The organism is Croceibacterium ferulae, assembly GCF_003660445.1.
Classification (GTDB): domain Bacteria; phylum Pseudomonadota; class Alphaproteobacteria; order Sphingomonadales; family Sphingomonadaceae; genus Croceibacterium; species Croceibacterium ferulae.
In genome coordinates, this window is record NZ_QZVQ01000004.1 from 410,473 (window position 1) to 432,348 (window position 21,876).

The following is a 21,876-nucleotide window of genomic DNA, read 5'->3' on the forward strand; positions in this document are numbered from 1 at the left end:
TATCGTCTCCCGGGTGCCTCCAGCTGTATTAGTTGCGCAAGACACGCAATTCAAGCGGTTCACGTTCCAGTCGCACCCCGCTATTGCCCTCGCTGGGCCGACCCGCGCGAAGATGCGCCCGTGCAGGAGCAATAGGAGGTGTATTTGCCAACCGAACTCGCCGTGCTGGTGCTGGGCGCCGTGCTGCTGCTGGTGCACATCATGCTGGCCGGGCAATTCAAGACGCTGCAATATGGCGTCGAATGGAACGCCGGCGCGCGCGATGCCGACATGCCGCCGCTGAACGCGGTGGCCGGCCGGCTCAGCCGCGCGCAGGCGAACTACCAGGAAACCTTTCCGGTCGCGATCGTCGCGCTGATCGGCGTGGTGCTGGCAGGCAAGACCAGCGATCTCACCGCCATCGCCACATGGACGTGGCTGGTGAGCCGGATCGTCTATCTGCCGCTCTACTGGGCCGGGGTGCCCTATGTCCGCTCGCTGGCCTGGGGTGTCGCCACGCTGGCGCTGGTGGTGATCCTGGGCGTGCTGCTGTTCAGCTGACCCGCTCGCGGCCGGACTGGGCCAGCCGCTGGCGCGCGGTGTTGCCCGGCACGGCCACCTGCACGGAAGGATCGAACTCGCGCCCGACACCGGCGGCCCCGTCCTCCACCCACACCTCCACCAGCGTCTGGCTGTAGCCTGACGGGATGTAGCGCACGCGGAACCCGTCCGGATGCTCGCTCCACCGGCCTGACGGGATCACCTGGCTGCCCGGCCCTAGCGGGGCGGCACCGGCCAGGACGGCGATCGACTCCAGTTGCGCGAAATCGCCACCACCGCTGGCGAAGGCCTGCCGCAGCTCGGCCTCCGCCTCCACCACGGCGCGCAAGGGGGCGGGTACCTGGCCCAGCAGGCGGCTGAACGAATTGCCAGGCAGCAGGTCCAGCGCCGATCGGTTCAGCGTGGCCAGCTGGCGCGGGCTCAGCAGCGCGGCTGCCGCCAGCCGCAGACCATTGTTCAGGTCTTCCAGCTTGGCGCGCGACAGGATCGCCCAGATCAGCGACTGCACCGTCGATTGCTCGATCTCCGGCCGGGCCACCGAATTGCGCAGGATAACGCGCACCACGATCTCGGCCGACCCCGCCAGCGGGGCATACAGGTATCCATCGCCTTCGCCCGGGCCATGCGTGCCGGCATGCAGGCAGTAGCTCTGCGCGCTGTAGCTGTAATAGCCCGGCTGCAGCATGAAACCGCCGGTTGCGGTCCGCTCCAGCGCGGTCATCGGGGATGCCGGCACGGTGGGCGTCACGCCGTCCAGCTCGGGCGCGCCCCACTGCGCATCACCCAGGCTGGTGGTGATCGGCTGCCCGCCGCCGATCAGGCCGTCGATCCCGATGCTTTCGGTCACGCCGCGCACCAGATCGCCCAACCGGAACTGCGCCCGCGCTGCCGGCGCCGCCACCGCACAGGCGAGCCCGCCCGCGATCATCGCCCGCCGTGTCGCCGAAACGCCCTTGGCCGCACACTCGTCCATGCAGATACTCCCCCCAAAGCCCCTGCGCGCTGTGTTGCGAACAGCGCGCGATTTGGCAAGCGGGAAGGGTGCTGCGCGTCAGGCGTTCAAGCCGCCAGCGTGAACGGCTCAATCTCGCCCGAAAGATACAACTTCTTGGCCTTGGCCCGGCTCAGCTTGCCGCTGCTGGTGCGCGGCAGGCTGCGGGGCGGGACCAGTTCGACCACGCAGTTCATGCCGGTGATCGCGCGCACCTTGTCGCGGATCGTGTCGCGCAGCCGCAGCCGGTCCTCCGGGTCGGAGACGCGGCAATGCACCAGCACGGCGGGCGCTTCCTCGCCATTGTCCGTCTCGATGGAGAAGGCGGCGATATCGCCATGGTTGAAGCCGGGCAGCTGTTCCACCGCCCATTCGATATCCTGCGGCCAATGGTTCTTGCCGTTGATGATGATCATGTCCTTCGCCCGGCCGACGATGAACAGGTAGCCTTCCGCCATGTAGCCCATGTCGCCGGTGTCGAGCCAGCCATCCACCATGCAGTCGGCGGTCGCCTCCGCATTGCGGAAGTAGGAATGCATCACCGACGGGCCGCGGCACCAGACCTTGCCGATCTGCCGGTCCTTGCGCAGGCCGCCATCCTCGCCGCGGATCGCCACTTCCATGTCGGGCAGCGGCTTGCCGCAATTCACGATCGCGCGGTAGCGGGCCGGGCGGCTGAGGTCGCGGCGCGTGCCGCTCAGCCGTTCCTCCTCCACCAGCTCCACCCGGATGCCCTCGCCCGGTGGCATCACCGTGACCGCCAGCGTCGCCTCCGCCAAGCCGTAGCTGGGGGTGAAGGCGCCCGCCTTGAACCCGGCAGGGGCGAAAGCATTCACGAAGCCCTGCATCACGTCCGGCCGGATCATGTCCGCGCCATTGCCCGCGATGCGCCAGCGGGACAGGTCGAAGCGGTCGGCCACGCTGCTCTGGCTGGAGATGCGCCGGGCGCAGATGTCATAGCCGAAGGTCGGCGAGTAGGAGAGCGTCGTGCCCTGGTTGCGGCTGATCAGGTCCAGCCAGGCGAGCGGGCGCCGCGCGAAATGTTCCGTCTTCAGGTAATCCACGCTGACCTGATTGGCGATCAGCGACAGGAAGCAGCCGACCAGGCCCATGTCATGATACCACGGCAGCCAGCTTACGGCGCGATCGCCTTCGCCCACTTCCATGCTGGTGGAATGGCCATACAGATTGTGCAGCAGCGCCCGGTGGGTCACCGCCACGCCGGTAGGGAACCGGGTCGATCCGCTGGAATATTGCAGGTAGCAGATGTCGTCCGGCTCGGGCGTCGGCAGCTCCACCTCGGGCGCCTCGCGCTCCGCGAAGCTGGCCCAGTCCAGGCCCTGGCAACCCTGCCGCGCCGCCGCCTCGCCGCACATGTCGGCCAGTTCCGGCGGATACAGCAAGATCGTCGGATCCGCGCTCCCCAGCTGCAGCGCCAGCTGCTCGATATAATTTTCGCGTCCACCGAACGTGGTCGGCAGCGGCAGCGGCACGGGCCAGGCACCCGCATAGACCGCGCCGCAGAACAGGGCGGCAAACGGCGCAGCGGTGTCCGCGATCAGCGCGACCCGGTCGCCCTTGCCGATACCCAGGGCCAGCAGCCGGCGCGCGCAGGCCAGCGCATCCGCACGCATGCGGGAATAGGGGTAAACCTCCGCCAGTTCCCCACGCATGTCGTGGAAATTCAGGCCCTTTTCGCTCTGCGCGGCATATTCGATCGCCTCCACGAAGGTGGCGAAATCCGCACGCCGACGCGGCAGCGGGCAATCATTGGGGGTTGGAACCAAATTCGTCATATGCTGCAAGGCCAAACCCATCCCATGGCGCTGCCTGGCGCCTTTGCTCTATACACAAGGCACCGATCCCCAGGGGGCTCCGGGCCAAACTGCTCCCTTTGGCAAGGAGTGTGGCAGCAATAAGGCGATACTCCCAGGATGCAAGGTGACGAACCCGGTGATCCACAGGCGCAGACCGGTCGCCGCCGCATCCCGCCGCCGCTTGATCGCACCCGGCTGGAGGACCTGGCGCTCGCCTATGTCGCGCGCTTTGCCACCAGTGCGGGCAAGCTGGAACGCTATCTGACACGCAAGCTGCGCGAACGCGGCTGGAGCGGGGAGGGGCAGCCGCCGGTCGCTGCCATCATCGTCCGCCATGTGGAACTGGGCTATATCGACGATGCAGGCTTTGCCCGCGCGCGCGCGGGATCGCTGCTGCGGCGCGGCTACGGCCCGCGCCGTATCGGGCAAGTGCTGGGGGAGGCCGGCATTGCGGAACCGATCCGCCATGATGTGCGCCCTGATGGGCCCGCCCGGCGGCAGGCGGCGCTGGCCTTGGCCCGCAAGCGGCGCTTCGGTCCGTTTGGCGGAAAGGTGGCGGCCGATCCGGCGCTGCGCCAGAAACAGATTGCGGCCATGCTGCGCGCAGGCCACATGCTGGCCGAGGTGCGCGGCGTGATCGATGCGCCCAGCACGGCGGTGGCCGAAGGCTGGGCCGCCGCGGCCGATGATGATGACTGACACACGATGACCTTCACGAGGTGACTATGCGCCTGGCGTCCCTGCTGCTTTCCGCCCTGTCCGCCACCGCCGTGGTCGCCTGCGCACCGCAGGATGGCAGCGCCGGTTCGACGGCCCAGGCCGCGCCCGCCGTGCACGCGGAGTCCGGCCTGCGCGTGATCCCGCTGACGGTGGAGGCCGGCGGCACGACGCACCGCTTCCGCGTGGAAGTGGCCGAATCGGCCGAGGCGCAGGCGCGCGGGCTGATGTTCCGCACGAAGATGGGGCAGGACGAGGGGATGATCTTCCCCTACCGCTCGCCGCAGCAGCTGTCCTTCTGGATGCGCAACACGGTGCTGCCGCTGGACCTGGTCTTCATCGGGGCGGACAATCGGGTGATCAATGTCGCCGCCAATGCGGTGCCTTATTCGGAAGATCAGCTGATGTCCGAAGGGCCGGCGATCGCGGTGCTGGAACTGAATGGCGGCCGCGCGGCGCAGCTGGGCATCGGCCCGGGCGCCGTGGTCCGCTGGTAAGGCGCGGACACGCGATACGAGTGGCAACCTTTCTGCTGCCCCTTGCGCTTGGCAGGGGCGGCGCGCTAACGGCGGGGCACGATGGGTATTCTCGGCAAGATCTTCACCTGGTGGGACGGCGCAACGATCGGCACCGCCCTGTTCTCCGCCCGCAAGGGGGAGCAGGTCGGCACTGACGCGCAGGGCAACAAGTACTTCCGCGCCGCCAAGCTGCGCGGGCCTGACGGGCGCGAGAAGCGCTGGATCATGTATAATGGAGCCAACGATGCCAGCCGCGTGCCAGCGGAATGGCATGGCTGGCTGCATCATTCCTACGATGCACTGCCGGAAAGTCATCTGGCCCCGTCCAAGATCTGGGAAGTGGACTACACTCCCAACGCCACCGGCACGGTGGGCGCCTACCGGCCGGCCGGCGCGCTGGAGAAGGGTGGCCGTCGCGCGCGCGCGACAGGCGACTACGAAGCCTGGTCGCCCGACGCCTGAGATGATGGCCTGGTGGTGAAGGCGCGGTCATGACAGCCCGTTCCGCCGCGTTGGCGGCGGCATTGCCGCTGCTGCTGCTCGCCTGTTCCGACGGCGCGCCGGAGCCGGAGGCGGAAAGCACCGCCATTCCGCGCGAACTCGCCGCACCGCCCGCACCGCCTGCACCGGCCGGGGAGACCATCGGCACGCCCATGGCGCAGCGCGTGGCGACGCTGGGCCTGCTGAACAAGCGCAACAACATCACGCAGGATGTCGAGCTGAAGCCCGGTGAGAGCCGGCGCGTGGGCGACGTGATCCTGCGCCTCGCCACCTGCGAACGCACCGCCCCGTGGGAGCCGCGGGCAGAGACCGGTGCCTTTGTGCAGGTGCTGGTGCAGGAACGCGCGCAGGCGGGCGCGGAACCGCAATGGCGCGGCATCTTTTCCGGCTGGTTGTTCAGGAATTCGCCCAGCCTGAATGTGGTCGAACACCCGATCTACGATGTCTGGATCAAGGATTGCGCGATGAGCTTCCCGGGGGAGGAGGCCACGCCCCGCTCGCCGGCGGCTTCCGGTGCCTCATCTTCACGCGCCGCACCTGCGCCGGCTGCCACGCCGTCGCCGACACCCACGCCGGAGGAGCCGGCGCCTGCGCCCGAAGCGGCGGACAGCACCGCGCAGTAGGTTTCGCGAAGATTGTCCGCCCGGCCATGTGCCACGGCGGCGGTCAGCGATTGCAGGTAATCCTCCCGGCTGACCGTCACCGCGCCCATGGAGTGCAGGTGATCGGTCATGAACTGGCAGTCCAGCAGCCGGAACCCCGCCAGCCGCATCAGCGCCACCAGCCAGGCCAGCGCCACCTTGGATGCGTCCCGCCGGCGGCTGAACATGCTCTCGCCACAGAACACCCGCTCGAACGCAACGCCATACAACCCGCCGACCAGCGTGCCGTCTTCCCAGCATTCCACCGAATGGGCATGCCCGGCCGCGAAAAGTGCGCGATAGCTGGCGTCGATCGGCTGGTTGATCCAGGTATCGCTGCTGCCGGCCCGCGGCGCGGCGCAGGCCTCGATCACGCCCGCGAAATCCGCGTCCACCGTCACCCGGAACCGGTCGCGCCGGATTGTGCGGGCCAGGGAACGGGAACAATGGAACCCGTCCAGCGGGATGATCGCCCGCTCGCGCGGCTCCACCCAGAAGATCTGCTCGTCCGTCCGCCCGTCCGCCATCGGGAAGATCCCGCTGCGATAGGCGTTGAGCAACAGCTCGGTCGGGATCGGCGGCGGGGTCGGCGCATGCATCGCGCCCACGCTTAGCAGAGCCGCATCCACGCGAAACCCGTCACGCACGCTTGCCAAGCGGCGCCGGCCTGTTTAGGGGGCGCGTCTCCTGCAGGAGTGTAGCTCAGTTGGTAGAGCATCGGTCTCCAAAACCGAGGGCCGTGGGTTCGAGTCCCTCCACTCCTGCCAATCCCCTGACCTGAACCGACCGGTGTGGCGGCAAAGCCACACAGCGCGTCCGTCGTGCCCGCCAGCGGGACGTATCGGGAACCCTTGCGACCAGCCGTTCATTATCGGCGGTAAGTAACATCGCAACTCAAGGGAGGTTACCGATGTCGAGCCTCAGTTTCCGCAGCAGCCAGCCCGATCGCTGGACCTTGCCCCGCCCGCAGCAGAATGCCGGCACCCGCTTCCGCATCCACGGCCCGATCCTGCCGATGGAGGAACGACCGGGCTTCCTGGCCCGCTTCTTCCGCCGCTTCTGACCGGCGGCACCTGACATTTCACGGCGGCCCTGCAGCGATGCGGGGCCGTCCTGCATTCGGGGGCAGGGCGCCGCCAGCGCCAGTACGCCCCGGCCGCCTTGCCATCCGCACCTGCCCGCGCTACATGCGCCTCCGCTTTCCGACATCGGAGCCATCCTGCCCCTCCCGGCCCGCACGGCCGGGGCGGCGATGAGCCCATGGCGGCAGGCGCAGTCATTGCCACGGCCGGTCAGCGGCCCCAGCCGAGCGAGCGAAAGATGGAAAAGACCAGTCCCGGGGAATTCATCCGCCAGGTCCGTTCCGAAGCGGGCAAGGTCGTCTGGCCCACCCGCCAGGAAACCACCCGCACGGCGATCTTCGTCGCCATTCTGGTCGTGATCCTGTCGGTGTTCTTCCTGGGCGTCGACTCCGTGTTCGGCGCCGTCGTGCGCTGGCTGCTCACGCTGGTTTGACCCTTACCGGGGCCCACCGGCCCTGACCTGAAAAGACGCGCAAGGAACCGCCCATGCCCGCCCGTTGGTACATCATTCACGCCTATTCCGGCTTCGAGAACAAGGTCCGCGAGTCCATCCTGACGGAGGCTGACCGCATGGGCCTGGCCGAAGCCGTGGAGGAGGTGCAGGTCCCGACCGAGACCATCAACGAGGTGAAGCGCGGCAAGCGGGTGCAGACCGAACGCAAGTTCATGCCCGGCTATGTCCTCGCCAAGCTGAACATGACGGACGACGTCTACCACCTCGTCAAGAACACGCCCAAGGTCACCGGCTTCCTCGGCAATGGCGGCAAGCCGCAGCCGATTTCGGAGCGGGAGGCCGCCCGCTATTTCGGCGGCATGGAAGAGGCGAAGGCCGCTCCCAAGAAGCAGGTCACCGTCGATTACGAGATCGGCGATCAGGTCAAGGTCAATGCCGGCCCGTTCACCAGCTTCAACGGCATCGTGGAGGAGCTGGATTTCGACAAGAGCCGCGTAAAGGTCGCCGTGTCGATCTTCGGCCGCGCCACGCAGGTGGAAATGGGCTTCGAAGAGGTCGAGCTGGTCAAGTAAGACCCGCCCGGATCGAACATCAGCAAGGGGCGCGCAGGCCGACTGCGCGCCCCTTGTCGTATCCGCCGCGAAGGCTTGCGAAAACCGGGCCGGTCCGCTATGCGCGCCGCTTCCCAAAGCTCGGGAAACCACGCGGAAGGTGCATCCAGCCCGGATGTGCCGTTCGTACCGCTTACCATGAGTCCCGCGCCGAACAGGCCCGGGGCGACAGTGAGAAAGGAGGCCAGCGATGGCCAAGAAGATTACCGGCTATATCAAGCTGCAGGTTGCGGCCGGCAGCGCCACCCCGTCCCCGCCGATCGGCCCTGCGCTGGGTCAGCGCGGCGTCAACATCATGGAATTCTGCAAGGCCTTCAACGCTTCGACTCAGGAGCTGGAGAAGGGCATGCCGATCCCGACGGTCATCACCGTCTATGCGGATCGTTCCTTCACGTTCGAGACCAAGACCCCGCCCGCCAGCTTCCTGATCAAGAAGGCCGCCGGCCTGAAGTCGGGTTCCAAGGAGCCGGGCAAGAACATCGTGGGCCAGATCTCCCGCTCCGCGCTGGCCGATATCGCGCAGCAGAAGATGAAGGATCTGAACGCGAACGATATCGACCAGGCGACCAAGATCATCGAGGGCTCCGCGCGCTCGATGGGCCTCGAAGTGGTGGAGGGCTGACCCAATGGCAAAGTTGACCAAGCGCCAGAAGATGCTGGCCGAGACCCTCGATGCCGAGAAGCTCTACGGCTTTGACGAGGCGCTGACCACGCTGCGCGGCCTCGCCAGCAAGAAGTTCGACGAGACGATCGAGATCGCCATGAACCTGGGCGTGGACCCGCGTCATGCCGACCAGATGGTCCGTGGCATGGTGTCGCTGCCGTCGGGCACCGGCAAGACCATCCGCGTTGCCGTGTTCGCCCGTGGTGACAAGGCTGCCGAGGCCGAGGCCGCCGGTGCCGACAAGGTCGGTGCCGAGGACCTGATGGAAGACATCCAGAACGGCAATGTCGATTATGACCGGATCATCGCGACGCCGGACATGATGGGCGTCGTCGGCCGGCTGGGCAAGCTGCTGGGCCCCAAGGGCCTGATGCCGAACCCGAAGCTGGGCACCGTGACCCCCAACGTGGCGCAGGCCGTGAAGGACGCCAAGGGCGGCCAGGTCGAGTTCCGCGTGGAGAAGCAGGGCATCATCCATGCCGGCCTGGGCAAGGTCAGCTTCAGCGATGACGAGCTGAAGACCAACTTCAAGGCCTTCACCGACGCGATCGTGCGCGCCAAGCCCTCGGGCTCCAAGGGCAAGTACGTCCGCAAGGTCTCACTCAGCTCTTCCATGGGGCCGGGCCTGAAGCTGGACCTGGAAGAAGTGCAGGGCGCCTGACGCTTTTTACCAGCTTAGGCTGAACATGAGAGGCCGGGAGGGGAGACCCTTCCGGCCTTTTTTCTGTAAAGCTGGCAAGCGTTGCTGCTGTTACTGACTTCTTCGTTTTGCAAGTAGGTTGCTGGGGTCCATTGCTATGCGCTTGATCTATGCGGATGAGGCCGGAACCGCTCCGGCAGAGCCGGTGCGGGTAGTTGCATGTGTGATCATTGAAGGGGATGACCAATGGCGCTCTATTGATCATCAACTCTCGCGTGTAATCCGTGAAAGCGTCCCTGAATTATATCGAAATGGCTTTATATTCCACGGAAAAGAAGTCTTTAACGGCGGAAAGCATATTAGTCGATATGAGTGGGCATTTAACGAAAGATTGGACTTCTTCAAAGAAGTTGTCAGCCTGCCTTTTGCTTATGATCTGCCAGTATCATTGGGTGTTGTATGGAGCGACATGCTATCAGGTGGTGAAGGTCTTCCAGACTTCATTGCAAATGGTACTGTCAAAAAGCAACATTATGAGCACCTAATGGCGTTCGGCTACAGCTTGGAACGGGCGGATCACTTCCTGAGAAAGTACCTTTCGGGTTGCGAAAACGGTGTGGTCATCGCTGAGGATCTGCCGGAAAATAGAGCGCTACTTGCGAGAGGTGGTCTGGTGTTCCGAGAGGCGCCGTATGAGCTACCTAGTAGCGGACTGACGCCAAATATCTTTCAAGATATGTACGGATTAACTCCACCCCCAGTACATTATCAAATAAAGCATATTATTGATGCTCCTCACTTTGCAAAGAAAGGGCAAGCTTCATTGCTACAATTAGCAGATGCTTGTGCCTTTGCATTCCGTAGGTATCTTTCCCGTCTTAATCACGGCGAAGACTTAATTCTATCGATGCTTGGGCCTAAGCAGGGGCCAGCCTTTGTCGCAGAACCTGCCTGGTTCGATGCGGTATCATCTGGGTTATTCAATGTTGAGTCATATGTTACTGACGAGATTAGAGCTAAAAACGTTGAAGCATTCGAAGCTGCGATGATGGCTAAAGCATTGTGCGATCTCTTGATGGGTGAGCCTGATTGAAACAGCAGGTCTGTGCTAAGCGCAGATTGCACGTATTGTTGCTTTGATACGCCTGGGCTACTAAAAGACATCTCTCTACATCTGCCACTTGCGCTTACGCCCGCGCACCATAAGCATTCGTGGCAGAACCTCGTTCGAGCGCCCCAAGCCTTGGCAGCCTTACCCGCCTGCCTGCCTGCCCGCCTTTCTTCCCGCCCCGCTGCGCGCCCGCCAAGATGACTCGACTTCGCAGCGGCAGCCCCCCTTGATCAGCCTGCTCGTGTAAACAGCAAGGCCACTTGGCCTTCATTGTCATGCCGAACTCGTTTCGGCATCCATCTTTCATTGTGCGCCGCCGTTCGTTCCTGCGCGGTGGGTCCTGAAACGAGTTCAGGACGACGTGGGGTGGAGACGGTACACCCCTGTAATTCGCGACGTCAGTGCGTTGCTCTCTGCGCCTCCGTTAGCGCCAACCCTCCGCGACTCCGCGCAGACCAAACCACTTTCCTACACCCACCCCGCGCGCCTACGCGCGAGCGCATGAGCAACCGCCGCAACACCTCACCCAGGCGCCGCAAGCCCTGGCAGGCCTATCTGCGCCTCCCCGCCTTCCTCCCCGTCCCGCTGCGCGCCCGCCGCGATGGCTGGACGCCGCAGCGGCAGGCCCGCTTCATCGGCCTGCTCGCGCAGACCGGCTGCGTGCGCAAAGCCGCGCAGATGCTCGGGCTCAGCCGGGAAAGCGCCTATCGCCTGCGCCGCCATCCGCAGGCCGGTTCCTTCATCGCCGCCTGGAACACCGCCTTGCAGGGCCGCACACAGCCGCGCTGGAAGTTCACACACGCCGACCGCGCCCCGCTCGCCTTCGGGGAACTGCTGCAGCCGCGCCTGTGGCGCCGCCGCTTCGTGGGCATCCAGCGCAAGTCCAGCGATTCCGCGCTTCTCGCGCTGCTGGCCAGCCTCGACCGGCAGACCGCCGGCTGCGATTTCGACCCCTTCACGGACCGGCAGACGCGCGCACTTTTCGGCCGTTTCTGGTAAACTTCGCCACCCCTCCGAACCCCTGCCGGAAACACGGGCCCTCTCGCACGTTGGTTCGCCAACAAAGCATTGACGGAGAAGACCATGGCGGGCGGATTATGGAGCGTGTTGACGGTATTGGGGCCGATCCTGCTGATCGGCGTGATCGGCTGGGCCATGCTGCGCAATCGCGGCGGCACGAAGCGGGAGGTCGATCAGGCCGAACGCGGCGCGGTCGATCTGCGGCATGATCTGGATGACGATGCCCAGGTGACGGATCACACCATCACCAACACGGACGATCACCCCGGAACCCGGCGCTAGAGGCCGCCCTTACAACCCACCCGGCGTCCAGTCCCACCCCGCCGCGCCCAGCGCGTCGCACAGGGTGTCGCGGCACGATGCCAGCATCTCCGCATCGGTCGACCGGATCACGAAATTGGCCCCGCTGCGCCCTTCCTTGAAGAAGGGGTAGCTGCCGATCTGGCATCCTTCATGCGCCTTCTCGACGGTGCGCAGGATATCCGCCACCTCGCTTTCCGGCGCGCGGCTGCCGATCGTCTCGGTCAGCAGGGGCAGGCCGCCCTCCAGCGATCCGGTCAGCGCGTCCAGCATGCCCGCGGTGATGCCCGGCACGCCGGCCATGATGTAGATATTGCCATGCCGGATGCCCGGCGCCCCGCTGATCCGGTTGGGGATCAGGTCCGCCCCTTCCGGCACCCGCGCCATGCGCAGCCGCGCCGGGTTGGTCCCGCCGCGGGTGGAGTAATACTCCTCCAGGATGGCACGCGCCTCCGGATGCTCGACCACCGGCACGCCCAATGCGGCGGCGATGGCATCCACGGTGATGTCGTCATGCGTCGGCCCGATGCCGCCGGTGGTGAACAGGTAATCGTTGCGGGCGCGCAGTGTGTTCACCGCCTCCACGATGGCGTCCTGCACATCGGGCACCACCCGCACCTCGGCCAGGCGGATGTTCTGGATCTGCAGCCAGCTGGCGATCTGCGCGATGTTCTTGTCGGCCGTGCGGCCGGACAGGATCTCGTCCCCGATCACGATCAGCGCGGCGGTCCAGATGCGGGGTGTGTTCATGGCGTGGGCGATAGGACAAAGCCGGGCCACGCGCCAGATTGCACCGCGGGCGCTACTCTGCCACGTCCGGCGCCATGACCATCGCCGCCGCCCGCCGCTACCGCTCCGGTTCCGTGATCGATCGCCAGCTGTCGCTTGATGCCGGGCCAGCGGGGGAAGGGGAGTTCGACTGGATCGGCCTGGTCGAACCCACGGCGGAGGAGATGGAGCAGGTCCAGCGCCGGTACGAGCTGCACCCGCTGGCGGTGGAGGACGCGCTCGGCCGGCGGCAGATGCCCAAGGCGGAAAGCTACGCCCACCAGCTGTTCGTGGTCGTCAAGACCGCCAGCTTCGGGGAGGATGACCGCATTGTCTATGGCCAGACCGCCATCTTCCTGGGCCACGATTTCGTCGTCAGCGTCCGGCAGGGCAACGCGCAGGGTCATGTCGAGGTGCGCAGCTGGCTGGAGGCCGTGCCCGACCGGCTGTCCGAAGGGCCGGACATCGTGCTGCATGGGCTGCTCGATTTCATCGTCGACCAGTACAGCCCCCTGCTGGACCGGCTGGAGCAGATCGTGGACGAGATGGAGGACGCCGCCGTCGCCAGCTTCCCGCGCCCCGACTCGATCCGCCGCATCTTCCGCCTCCGCCGGGAGATGCGCCGGTTCGAGGAAGTGGCCGGCCGGACGGAGGAGGTTGCCGGCAAGCTGGGCCAGGTGCCGCTGCCCTGCATCGACGAACACGCCCGGCCCTACTTCCGCGACATCTACGACCACGCCAAGCGCGCCGAAAGCCGCGCCCGCTGGCTGACCGACACGCTGGGCAACATCGTCGACATCGCCGGCCTGCTGGAACAGAGCCGACAGGGCGACATCAGCCGCCAGCTGGCCGGCTGGGCCGCGATCCTGGCGGTGCCGACCGCCATTGCCGGCATCTACGGCATGAACTTCGAATGGATGCCGGAGCTGCACGCCCGCTACGGCTATTTCGTGGTGCTGGGCGTGATGGCGGCGATCTGCACCGGTCTGTTCATCCGCTTCCGCCGGATGGGCTGGCTATAGCGTCTCGGCTTCGGCCACCGTCTCGCCGGCGGAGACGCGGGCCGCCTTCACGGTGTTGCTCAGCAGGCAGGCAATGGTCATCGGCCCCACGCCGCCCGGCACCGGGGTGACCGCGCGGGCATGGTCCATCTCGGCAAAGGCGACGTCGCCCACCAGCCGGTCCTTGCCGTTCTCGCCCGCGATGCGCGTGATGCCGACGTCGATGATCACCGCGCCCGGCTTCACCCAGTCGCCCCGCACCAGTTCGGGGGAGCCGGCCGCGGCGACGATGATGTCGGCCTTGCGGGTGATCTGCGGCAGATCCTTGGTGTGGATATGCGTTACGGTGACCGTCGCCTCGCGCTCCAGCAGCAGCATGGCGATGGGCTTGCCCACGATGTTGGACTTGCCGATCACCACGACGTCCAGCCCCTTCAGGTCGGGCAGCACGCTGTCGAGCAGCATCATCACGCCCAGCGGCGTGCACGGCACGATGCCACCGGTGCCAGTGGACAGCCGCCCGACATTGACCGGGTGGAACCCGTCCACATCCTTGTCCGGCAGGATCGCGTCCAGCACCGCGCCTTGGTCGATATGCGGGGGCAGCGGCACCTGGCACAGGATGCCATGGACCTGCGGATCGGCATTGAGTCCGGCGATCACCGCCATCAGCTCGCCTTCGGTGGTGGTGGCGGGCAGGCGGCGTTCGAAGCTGGTGATGCCCACCGCCTCGCAGCCCTTGATCTTGCGACGGACATAGACCTGGCTGGCCGGATCATCCCCCACCAGCACCACGGCGAGGCCCGGACGCGGACCGCCGGCGGCGACAAGCGCGGCGACATCGGCCCGGGTGCGTTCGTCCAGGGTGCGGGCCAGCGCCTTGCCGTCGATCAGTTCTGCCATGCGGTACCCCTCGCGCCCTGATGCCGGGCGGCGTAATCGTGGATCCATTCAGGCGACGTATTCGGCCTGCCAAATGGGTGAATGCGGCCAAACCCGGCCGTGGCCCGGTCCTTAGCTTGCGCCGGAGCGATTCGACCAGCCAGTCCGGTGCGGCAGTGCCCGGTGATCTCCCCGTCCGGCAGGCTGCCCTTGGCTGATGGTGCCCCCTGTGGCACGGGCGCGCCATGAATGACGACCAACGCCGCGCCGCAGGGGCAGACTGCACCAGCCCAATGCGCTTTCACGCCAGCCTGCCCGCTGTGCGCCGGCTTCTTGGCCGCGCCGGCGTCGCAGCGTTGCTGGCTGGCGCGGCCATCGTGCCGGCCGTGGCACAGGATTCCGGGCCGATCATCGTGACCGGCACCGGCCTGCCGGACACGCCCGCAACGCCGGCTTACGGAACAGTGACGATCGACCGAGAGACGATCACCAGCAGCGCATCGGGCCGGCTGGAGGATGTGCTGGGCAATGTCGCCGGGTTCCAGCAATTCCGCCGGTCGGACAGCCGGTCGAGCAACCCTTCGGCGCAAGGCATCACCTTGCGGGCGCTGGGCGGCAATGCCAGCAGCCGGGCACAGGTGCTGCTGGATGGCGTGCCGATGGCCGATCCGTTCTTCGGCTATATCCCGTTCAGCGCCATCGCGCCGGAGCGGCTGGCGCGAGCACGGGTGACGCGCGGCGGCGGGTCCGGCCCGTTCGGCGCAGGCGCGCTGGCCGGTACGGTGGAACTGGAGAGCGCGGGCGCCGAGACCCTGGGCCTGTTCAGTGGCGAGGCGCTGGTGGATCATCGCGGGGAGACGGCGCTGTCGGCCACCGTGGCGCCGGAACTAAGCGACGGGTTCGCGGTGGTCAGCGGCCGGTGGGATCGCGGGCAGGGCTTCTTCACCACGCCGGCGGACCAGCGCGTGCCCCCGACGGCGCGGGCGGCCTTCGACAGCTGGTCCGCCAGTGCGCGGTTGGTACAACAGGTGGCGCCGGCGCTGGAACTGCAGCTGCGCGGCCTGGCCTTCGACGATCATCGCATGCTGCGTTTCGCCGGGGCGGACAGCAGCAGCCAGGGGCAGGACCTGTCCGTGCGGCTGGTGGGGCGTGGGGCGTGGCAGGTGGATGCGCTGGCCTATGGCCAGTGGCGCAACTTCACCAATCGCGTGATATCCGCCACCAGCTACGCCCTGACGCTGGACCAGCGGGATACGCCATCGACCGGGTTCGGCGGCAAGCTGGAGGTGCGGCCGCCGGTTGGCGGCGGGCACACGCTGCGGCTCGGCACGGATTACCGCCGGTCCGAAGGTGACTTGGCGGAGGATCGCTATCTCGCCAGCGGGGCGGCCAATGGCAGCCGCTTCGCCGGCGGGGTCAACAGCACGCTGGGCCTGTTCGTGGAAGATGACTGGCAGCTGGGACCGGTGGTGCTGACCGGCGGCCTGCGCGCCGATCGCTGGTCCATCCGCAATGGCTACCAGCGCAATCTGGCCGGTAGCGGCGCGGTCTTGCTGGACGAGACCTATGCCGACCGCGAGGGCTGGGAAGTGAACTGGCGGGCGGGCGCCACCTACGATGCAGGCGCCGGCGTACAGCTGCGCGCGGCGGGCTATAGCGGGTTCCGCCTGCCGAACCTGAACGAGCTTTATCGACCCTTTGTGGTGTTTCCCGTCACCACCAGCGCCAATCCGCGCCTCGGCAACGAGCGGCTGACCGGCGTGGAGGCGGGGGTCGACTGGCAGCTGGCGCCGGCGGCACGCCTGTCGTTCACGGCGTTCGACAATCGCATCCGGGGCGCGATCGCCAATGTGACCCTGACCGGTACGGAGCGACAGCGGCAAAACCTGGACGCCGTGCGCGCCCGCGGGCTGGAACTGGCGGGCGAGGTGACGCAGGGGCGGCTGGCGCTGGAAGGAACGCTGGCCCTGACCGATGCCGAAGTCGAGGCTGATGGCGCGGCCGCGGCGCTGGACGGATATCGGCCGGCGCAGGTGCCTGCCTGGGCCGGCAGCGCAACGGTCAGCTGGAACCTGGCGGAAGGTGCCCGGATCGCTGCGACGCTGCGCCATGTCGGGCGGCAGTTCGAGGGCGATCAGGAGGACGATCCGCTGCCGGCTGCAACCACGGTGGACCTGTTCGCCCAGGTTCCGCTACACGGCGCGCTGACGCTGGTCGGACGGATCGAGAACCTGCTGGATGAAGACATCGTCACCCGCAACGGCGGCGGCTCCATCGATCTGGGCGTGCCGTTCACCGCCTGGGCGGGCGTAAGGTACGGTTTTTGACCGTACAATCCCTGTCTCCTGTCACAATGGCGCGATAGGGGAGTACATGACCCCCGATCTGCAAACCAGCATCGCCCGCGAAGGGCGCGAAGTGACGCCGCGCATGATTGCGGCGACGCGCCAGCTGTTCGCGCCGTTGCTGGACCTGCCTGACCCGGGCGTGCTGCGCGATGTGCCCTATGGCCCAGATATCCGGCACCGCATGGACCTGTATCCCGGCAGCGACGGTGTGGCGCGGCCGGTGCTGCTGTTCGCCGGCGGTGGCGGGTACGATCAGGATCGATGGCCGGATGCGGGGGCCCGGCCGGACAATGTCGCCGCAATGGCGGCATGCCGGGGGATGCTGGGGGCAGTGATGCAATACCGTCTGGCGCCCGAACATCGCTTCCCCGCCGGGCCAGAGGATGTCGCGCGTGCGGTCGCGTGGCTGCGCGACCATGCGGCCGATCATGGCGGCGATCCGCTGAAGATCGTGCTGGTGGGCCATTGCACCGGGGCAACGCATGTCGGCGGCTATCTGGCGGATCCGTCGCTGCATGTCGGCCCGGCTGGCGGTGTGGCCGGCGCCATATTGATGTCGGGCATCTACGATCCGCGCAATGCCACGCCCGATGATGGGGCAAAGGCCTATTTCGGAGCGGACCGCCGGACCTGGGGGGAGGCGTCCTGCGCGGTCGGATTGCTGAGCACCGACGTGCCGCTGCTGTTCACCGTGTCCGAGCTCGATCCGCCCGACCACCAGACGCAGGCGGCGCAGATGGTCGGTGCCTGGGGGCTGGCGCATGCAGCCTACGCGCCGATGCACCTGCTGATTGGGCACAATCACGTATCGCCGGTGCTGAGCGTGGGGACGCCGGAGCGCGACGTCGAGGGATTGATCACCAACTTCGTACGGCGTGTGACCGCCTGATCAGCGCGGCGGCGGGTTGCCGAACGTCGCGCCGCGCAGGAGGTTGGCCTGCTCCCGCGCGACAATGGCCCGGACCTGCAACTCACGGCCTTCATCCGGCGAAAGGCCGTCCCGGGCATAGCGCTCCGCCACGCTGTCCAGCAGCTGCGCTTCCCGGCGCAGGTGCCGCGCCGTCCGCCGGTCCAGCGTTCCGGCGTCCCGCCCTTCCTCGATCGTGTCGTGCAGGTCGCGCAACTCGGTCGGGGCCGGCACTTCGACCGGCTTGATGATGATCCGGCTGCCGGACGGGGGCGGCGGGGATCGCGGCACAATCTGCGCCGCGGCCATTTGTGGGATGGCGGCAAAGGCAAGTCCGGTCAGGATCGCGACGAGAGTGGCACGCATGGCAACCTCCAACGGTGGAGGCCAGAACATCGCACCATGGGTGAACCCGGTCTGAACTTCCGCGATCAGGCAGTTGGCGGATCGGCCCGCTCCGCCACGCGCAATTCATGCTCCAGCCCGATCCACTGGGCCAGGTTGCGCAGGTCTCCCAACACCGGCCCGGCGGCCAGCGCGGCGCGTGCGGGATCGACCCGCAGGACGAGGCGGCCGCCCTCCCGCCGCAAGGTGCTCGTCATCAGCGAGACATGCGAACCCGCACCCAGCCGGCGGCACAGCCGGATGGCGAGACCCCAGCCAACCGCTTCGCGCACGCGCTCCTCGCTGGTGAGGCGCAGCAGATCCGGAACGATCGTCGGCTTGCCACATGCGCCATGCAGCGCCGCGGCCAGTCGCGCCCGACCGGCGGCATCGATCCCCAGCCAACGTTTCTCCAGCGCCCAGTCCAACGCGTGGCGCAGCCGCATGTTCGGTTCAAGCCGGGCGGCGGCGATCGCCAGCATGGTGGCCGCCAGGCGCAGCCGCTCGCTGCCGCTCTCGGGCGTCTCGTCGCCGCTCGCCACGTCGGCCGTCCAGCCGGTGATGGTCGCCGCCAGGGCGGGGGAGGCGCCGCGCGGTTCCGTGAACTGGCCAATGGCGGACAGCAGCGGATCCTGCTGGCAGGCGGCTGCATCCAGGCCGCCATAGAGCAGCCCTTCGCGCAAGCCCCAGGCGGAAAAGACCAGGCTGTCGGGCCGCAGCTCGCCCAGCAGCACGCGCAGCATGGCGGCGGCATCGGGCAGCACGGCGGCGCGGGTCTTGGAAATGCCCTTGATCTTCGCCAACTCCGCCGGGGTGCACTTCTCCACGATGCGGACATAGCGGTCCGCATCGGCGGTGGAGAGGCGATAGCCGTGCGGATCGGTCAGCGGGTGGTCGGCCGCGCGCATGGCGTAAGCGGCGAAGGCGCGCCAGGTGCCACCCACCATGTACAATTGCCCGGTCGTCTGATCGCCGCCATTTGCCTCCGCGATGATCCGCGCCACCCGGCTGCGGAATGCCTCCGCACCGCCGTCGCGCAGGGCGGGCAGGCGCAGCGTACCGAGCGGCAGGCTGGTGCCGCCATGGGACTGTCCTTCGCCGATGCGAACAAGTTCCAGGCTGCCGCCGCCCAGATCGGCCACGGTGCCGGTCGCGCCCGGGAACGCGCCGATCACGCCCATGGCGGAGGTCTGCGCCTCCTCCCGGCCGCTCAGCAGCCGGGGCGACAGGCCGAGCTCGGTCACTCGCGCCAGGAACTCGGGCCCGTTGCGGGCATCGCGGACGGCGGCGGTGGCGACCGTCTGCACATCCTGGATATCCAGATCGGCCAGGATGGTGGCAAAGCGCGCCAGCATCGTGAGGGCGGACTGCATCGCCGCCTCGGGCATGAGCCCGGTGCTGGACAGGTCCTGCCCCAGCCGGGCGCTCACCTTCTCGTTCAGGAACACTTCCGGCGCGCGGACGGAGCCGGCATAAACCACCAGGCGGACGGTGTTGGAGCCGATGTCGATCACGGCGCGATCCGGCCGCTCCAGCGCGGCGGCGGTCCGGCGGATGCCTGCGCGCGCGATCATGCCGCACCCCGGCGCAGCGTCAGCTTGGGCACCCGGCTGTCCTTCAGCGCATCACCCCGGCCCGACAGGCTGGGATTGGTCATGAAATAGGCATGGAGGTTGAAGCCTTCGCCTTCACCATCATCGGCCACGCGTTCCCAGCTGCCATCCTCGCCATCCAGCAGCCAGCTCTGTTCGGTATCGAGGAGGTTGGCCATCAGCACCTGTTCCAGCACCTGATCGTGCACGGTGGGGTTGCTGATGGGGACCAGCAATTCCACCCGGCGATTGAGGTTGCGGCTCATGGCATCGGCACTGGTGATGAACACTTCCGCGCCTCCGCTCGGCATTTCCGTCCCGTTGGCAAAGGCCCAGATGCGACTGTGTTCCAGGAAGCGGCCGATGATCGACTTGACGGTGATGTTTTCGGACAGGCCGGCGATGCCGGGCCGCAGGCAGCAGATACCGCGCACGATCAGCACGACGCGCACGCCGGCCTGGCTGGCAGCGTAGAGCCGGTCGATCACGCCTTCTTCGGTGAGCGAGTTCATCTTGGCCCAGATCGCCGCCGGGCGCCCTTCGCGGCAATTGGCGATCTCTCGGTCGATCTTGGCGTATAATGTCTCACGCAGGTTCAGCGGCGACACCGCCAGCCGTTCCAGCCCCTGCGGCTCGACATAGCCGGTGATGAAGTTGAACAGCTTGGACGCATCGCGCGCAATGGCGGGATCAGCCGTGAAGAAGCTGAGATCGGTATAGATGCGCGCGGTGATCGGATGGTAATTGCCCGTGCCGAAATGGCAGTAGGTGCGATAGCCTTCCTCCTCCTGCCGCACGACCAGCGACACCTTGGCGTGGGTCTTCCAGTCCACGAAGCCGTAGATCACCTGCACGCCGGCACGTTCCAGCTCGCTGGCCCATTTCAGGTTCTGCTCCTCGTCGAAGCGGGCCTTCAGCTCGACCACGGCGGTCACCGACTTGCCCGCTTCCGCCGCCTCCACCAGCGCGGCGATGATCGGCGATTGGTGGCCGGCGCGGTACAGCGTCTGCTTGATGGAGATCACCGCCGGATCGTTCGCCGCCTGCCTGACGAAATCCGCCACCACTTCGAAACTCTCGTAAGGGTGGTGGATCACGATGTCCTTCTCGCGGATGGCGGCGAAGCAGTCGCCGTCATGTTCCATCACGCGTTCGGGGTAGCGGGGGGTGTAGGGGATGAACTTCAGGTCGGGCCGGTCATCGCCCACGATCTGCGACAGGTCGCTGACGCCTACCAGATGGTCGAGCTGCAGCACCATCGCCTGCTGCAGACCCAGCTGTTCGCGCAGCATCTGTTCCCCTGCGGGATCGAAGGCGTGGTCCAGTTCCAGCAGGATCACCTTGCCCCGGCGGCGGCGCTGGATGGCGGTGCGGTAGTAGCGGACCAGATCCTCCGCATCCTCCTCGATCTCGATATCGCTGTCGCGCAGCAGGCGGAACACGCCATCGCCATCGACGCGGAAACCGGGGAACAGCAACGTGGCGTAGCGGCACACGATCTGCTCGGTGGTGAGGTACAGCGCATCCTTGCCGGGGACCCGCACGAACCGCGGCAGGGCGCTGGGGATCAGCACCATTTCCACCAGGCTGCTGCCGTCATCTTCCCGTGTCAGGTTGAACAGCACCCCGATGCCGCGATTGGCGACGAAGGGGAAGGGGTGCGCCGGATCGATCGCCTGGGGGGTGATGACCGGCATGATGGAGTTCAGGAAATAGTCGCGCAGCCAGGCATCGGCCGCATCGTCGACCCGGTCATCGCCCGCGATGTGGATACCCTGGTCCGCCAGCAATGGCTTCAGGTCCGCCAGGATCGCCTGCTGCTTGCCCGTCAGGTCCAGCACTTTGGTGTTGATGGCGGCCAGCTGCTGCCCGGGGGTGCGGCCGTCCAGCGACATGTTGCCAACATTGCTGCGGATCTGCCCCGCCAGCCCGGCGACGCGGATCATCAGGAACTCGTCCAGATTGCTGCCGCTGATCGACAGGAAGCGTAGCCGTTCCAGCAGCGGATAGGCGCTGTTGCAGGCTTCTGCCAGCACGCGGTCGTTGAAGGACAGCCAGCTGAGTTCACGGTTGAAGTAGCGTTCTTCCTGCACCGCCGGCCCAGCCAGCAGGGCTTCGGAGGATGCAACACTGTCGGGGCGGACATTCTGCACGGTACTGCTCATGACCGGTAACTGGGCTCCAAAGCTGATCGACCGGATCTTACCGGGTCTGCCCGCCTCCGCTAGCCGGGGAATGCGTCATTTGGAAGCAGCGCGGCTCAGGCCAGGATGTCCGCCGGGCGCGCGATGGCGCTGATCCCGCGGCGGCCGTCGCTGCGATCCAGCTGCACGATGACGTCGATCACCGACGCGGCATAGGCGATGGTGTCGCTGCGGGTCAGGCCG

General features: G+C 66.9%; 23 protein-coding genes, 1 tRNA gene and 2 pseudogenes. 17 read left to right on the forward strand and 9 right to left on the reverse strand.

The window, feature by feature from the left end; genetic code table 11:
• The first annotated feature begins 144 nt into the window (after positions 1-144).
• On the forward strand, positions 145-540 hold the full coding sequence (locus D5S08_RS07270) for an MAPEG family protein (protein WP_121117106.1): 396 nt from the start codon (positions 145-147) through the stop codon (positions 538-540).
• On the opposite strand, the gene D5S08_RS07275 is transcribed toward D5S08_RS07270, so the two are convergent.
• Positions 533-1,513 (reverse strand): hypothetical protein, encoded by a 981-nt coding sequence (locus D5S08_RS07275; RefSeq protein WP_126665508.1) that lies wholly within the window; start codon positions 1,511-1,513, stop codon positions 533-535. The two genes, D5S08_RS07270 and D5S08_RS07275, sit on opposite strands and share 8 nt — an antisense overlap.
• Before the next feature lie 86 nt (positions 1,514-1,599).
• Entirely contained in the window at positions 1,600-3,327 is a 1,728-nt protein-coding gene (locus D5S08_RS07280; RefSeq protein WP_121117108.1) for a fatty acyl-AMP ligase, read from the reverse strand.
• A gap of 138 nt (positions 3,328-3,465) precedes the next feature.
• Between D5S08_RS07280 and D5S08_RS07285 the strand changes: the two genes are divergently transcribed.
• From D5S08_RS07285 to D5S08_RS17100, 4 genes and pseudogenes are all read left to right on the forward strand, one after another.
• Positions 3,466-4,047, forward strand: coding sequence for a regulatory protein RecX (locus D5S08_RS07285; RefSeq protein WP_121116980.1), 582 nt, complete (start codon positions 3,466-3,468; stop codon positions 4,045-4,047).
• Positions 4,048-4,073: 26 nt separating this feature from the next.
• Entirely contained in the window at positions 4,074-4,562 is a 489-nt protein-coding gene (locus D5S08_RS07290; protein WP_121116982.1) for a DUF192 domain-containing protein, read from the forward strand.
• A gap of 81 nt (positions 4,563-4,643) precedes the next feature.
• The gene (locus D5S08_RS07295) at positions 4,644-5,045 is read left to right on the forward strand and encodes an NADH:ubiquinone oxidoreductase subunit NDUFA12 (protein WP_121116984.1); all 402 of its coding nucleotides are present in this window, start codon (positions 4,644-4,646) and stop codon (positions 5,043-5,045) included.
• Between the two features lie 191 nt (positions 5,046-5,236).
• A pseudogene (locus D5S08_RS17100) lies at positions 5,237-5,485 on the forward strand (DUF2155 domain-containing protein); the annotation flags it as partial.
• Between the two features lie 35 nt (positions 5,486-5,520).
• Here the strand turns inward: D5S08_RS17100 and aat are convergent.
• On the reverse strand, positions 5,521-6,324 hold the full coding sequence (aat, locus tag D5S08_RS07305; protein ID WP_121117110.1) for a leucyl/phenylalanyl-tRNA--protein transferase: 804 nt from the start codon (positions 6,322-6,324) through the stop codon (positions 5,521-5,523).
• Between the two features lie 92 nt (positions 6,325-6,416).
• On the opposite strand from aat, the gene D5S08_RS07310 reads away from it, so the two are divergent.
• The 9 genes from D5S08_RS07310 (at position 6,417) to D5S08_RS07340 (ending at position 11,589) form a co-directional block, all read left to right on the forward strand.
• A tRNA-Trp gene (locus D5S08_RS07310) sits at positions 6,417-6,492 on the forward strand.
• A gap of 143 nt (positions 6,493-6,635) precedes the next feature.
• Entirely contained in the window at positions 6,636-6,788 is a 153-nt protein-coding gene (locus D5S08_RS16910; protein WP_175578894.1) for a hypothetical protein, read from the forward strand.
• Positions 6,789-7,045: 257 nt separating this feature from the next.
• On the forward strand, positions 7,046-7,240 hold the full coding sequence (gene secE / locus D5S08_RS07315) for a preprotein translocase subunit SecE (protein ID WP_121117112.1): 195 nt from the start codon (positions 7,046-7,048) through the stop codon (positions 7,238-7,240).
• A gap of 53 nt (positions 7,241-7,293) precedes the next feature.
• Complete coding sequence (nusG, locus tag D5S08_RS07320) at positions 7,294-7,833, forward strand: transcription termination/antitermination protein NusG (protein ID WP_121116986.1); 540 nt, start codon at positions 7,294-7,296, stop codon at positions 7,831-7,833.
• 229 nt (positions 7,834-8,062) lie between these two features.
• Positions 8,063-8,494, forward strand: coding sequence for a 50S ribosomal protein L11 (rplK, locus tag D5S08_RS07325; RefSeq protein ID WP_121116988.1), 432 nt, complete (start codon positions 8,063-8,065; stop codon positions 8,492-8,494).
• Positions 8,495-8,498: 4 nt separating this feature from the next.
• On the forward strand, positions 8,499-9,197 hold the full coding sequence (gene rplA / locus D5S08_RS07330; protein WP_121116990.1) for a 50S ribosomal protein L1: 699 nt from the start codon (positions 8,499-8,501) through the stop codon (positions 9,195-9,197).
• Positions 9,198-9,339: 142 nt separating this feature from the next.
• Complete coding sequence (locus D5S08_RS16380) at positions 9,340-10,269, forward strand: DUF3800 domain-containing protein (protein WP_126665509.1); 930 nt, start codon at positions 9,340-9,342, stop codon at positions 10,267-10,269.
• 519 nt (positions 10,270-10,788) lie between these two features.
• Positions 10,789-11,286: a hypothetical protein gene (locus D5S08_RS07335; RefSeq protein ID WP_121116992.1), complete on the forward strand. Its 498-nt coding sequence runs from the start codon at positions 10,789-10,791 to the stop codon at positions 11,284-11,286.
• A gap of 105 nt (positions 11,287-11,391) precedes the next feature.
• Positions 11,392-11,589, forward strand: a complete 198-nt coding sequence (locus tag D5S08_RS07340) for a hypothetical protein (RefSeq protein WP_162301929.1) — start codon at positions 11,392-11,394, stop codon at positions 11,587-11,589.
• 9 nt (positions 11,590-11,598) lie between these two features.
• Here D5S08_RS07340 and D5S08_RS07345 read toward each other — a convergent pair whose 3' ends face one another.
• Positions 11,599-12,357, reverse strand: coding sequence for a competence/damage-inducible protein A (locus D5S08_RS07345; protein ID WP_121116996.1), 759 nt, complete (start codon positions 12,355-12,357; stop codon positions 11,599-11,601).
• A gap of 74 nt (positions 12,358-12,431) precedes the next feature.
• On the opposite strand from D5S08_RS07345, the gene D5S08_RS07350 reads away from it, so the two are divergent.
• On the forward strand, positions 12,432-13,397 hold the full coding sequence (locus D5S08_RS07350) for a magnesium and cobalt transport protein CorA (RefSeq protein ID WP_121116998.1): 966 nt from the start codon (positions 12,432-12,434) through the stop codon (positions 13,395-13,397).
• On the opposite strand, the gene folD is transcribed toward D5S08_RS07350, so the two are convergent.
• Positions 13,392-14,279: a bifunctional methylenetetrahydrofolate dehydrogenase/methenyltetrahydrofolate cyclohydrolase FolD gene (gene folD / locus D5S08_RS07355; protein ID WP_121117000.1), complete on the reverse strand. Its 888-nt coding sequence runs from the start codon at positions 14,277-14,279 to the stop codon at positions 13,392-13,394. The genes D5S08_RS07350 and folD overlap by 6 nt on opposite strands.
• Before the next feature lie 272 nt (positions 14,280-14,551).
• Here folD and D5S08_RS07360 point away from each other — a divergent pair, with 272 nt between their 5' ends.
• Positions 14,552-16,585, forward strand: a complete 2,034-nt coding sequence (locus D5S08_RS07360; protein ID WP_121117114.1) for a TonB-dependent receptor plug domain-containing protein — start codon at positions 14,552-14,554, stop codon at positions 16,583-16,585.
• A gap of 46 nt (positions 16,586-16,631) precedes the next feature.
• On the forward strand, positions 16,632-17,495 hold the full coding sequence (locus tag D5S08_RS07365; RefSeq protein ID WP_121117002.1) for an alpha/beta hydrolase: 864 nt from the start codon (positions 16,632-16,634) through the stop codon (positions 17,493-17,495).
• Here the strand turns inward: D5S08_RS07365 and D5S08_RS07370 are convergent, their stop codons facing one another.
• From D5S08_RS07370 to D5S08_RS17105, 4 genes and pseudogenes are all read right to left on the reverse strand, one after another.
• Positions 17,496-17,879, reverse strand: a complete 384-nt coding sequence (locus D5S08_RS07370) for a hypothetical protein (RefSeq protein WP_121117004.1) — start codon at positions 17,877-17,879, stop codon at positions 17,496-17,498. It abuts the gene before it with no gap.
• A gap of 65 nt (positions 17,880-17,944) precedes the next feature.
• The gene (locus D5S08_RS07375) at positions 17,945-19,471 is read right to left on the reverse strand and encodes a Ppx/GppA family phosphatase (RefSeq protein ID WP_121117006.1); all 1,527 of its coding nucleotides are present in this window, start codon (positions 19,469-19,471) and stop codon (positions 17,945-17,947) included.
• Positions 19,468-21,654, reverse strand: coding sequence for an RNA degradosome polyphosphate kinase (locus D5S08_RS07380; protein ID WP_121117008.1), 2,187 nt, complete (start codon positions 21,652-21,654; stop codon positions 19,468-19,470). The genes D5S08_RS07375 and D5S08_RS07380 overlap by 4 nt, the downstream gene beginning before the upstream one ends.
• Positions 21,655-21,749: 95 nt before the next feature.
• Positions 21,750-21,876, reverse strand: a pseudogene (locus tag D5S08_RS17105) (P-type DNA transfer ATPase VirB11); the annotation flags it as partial.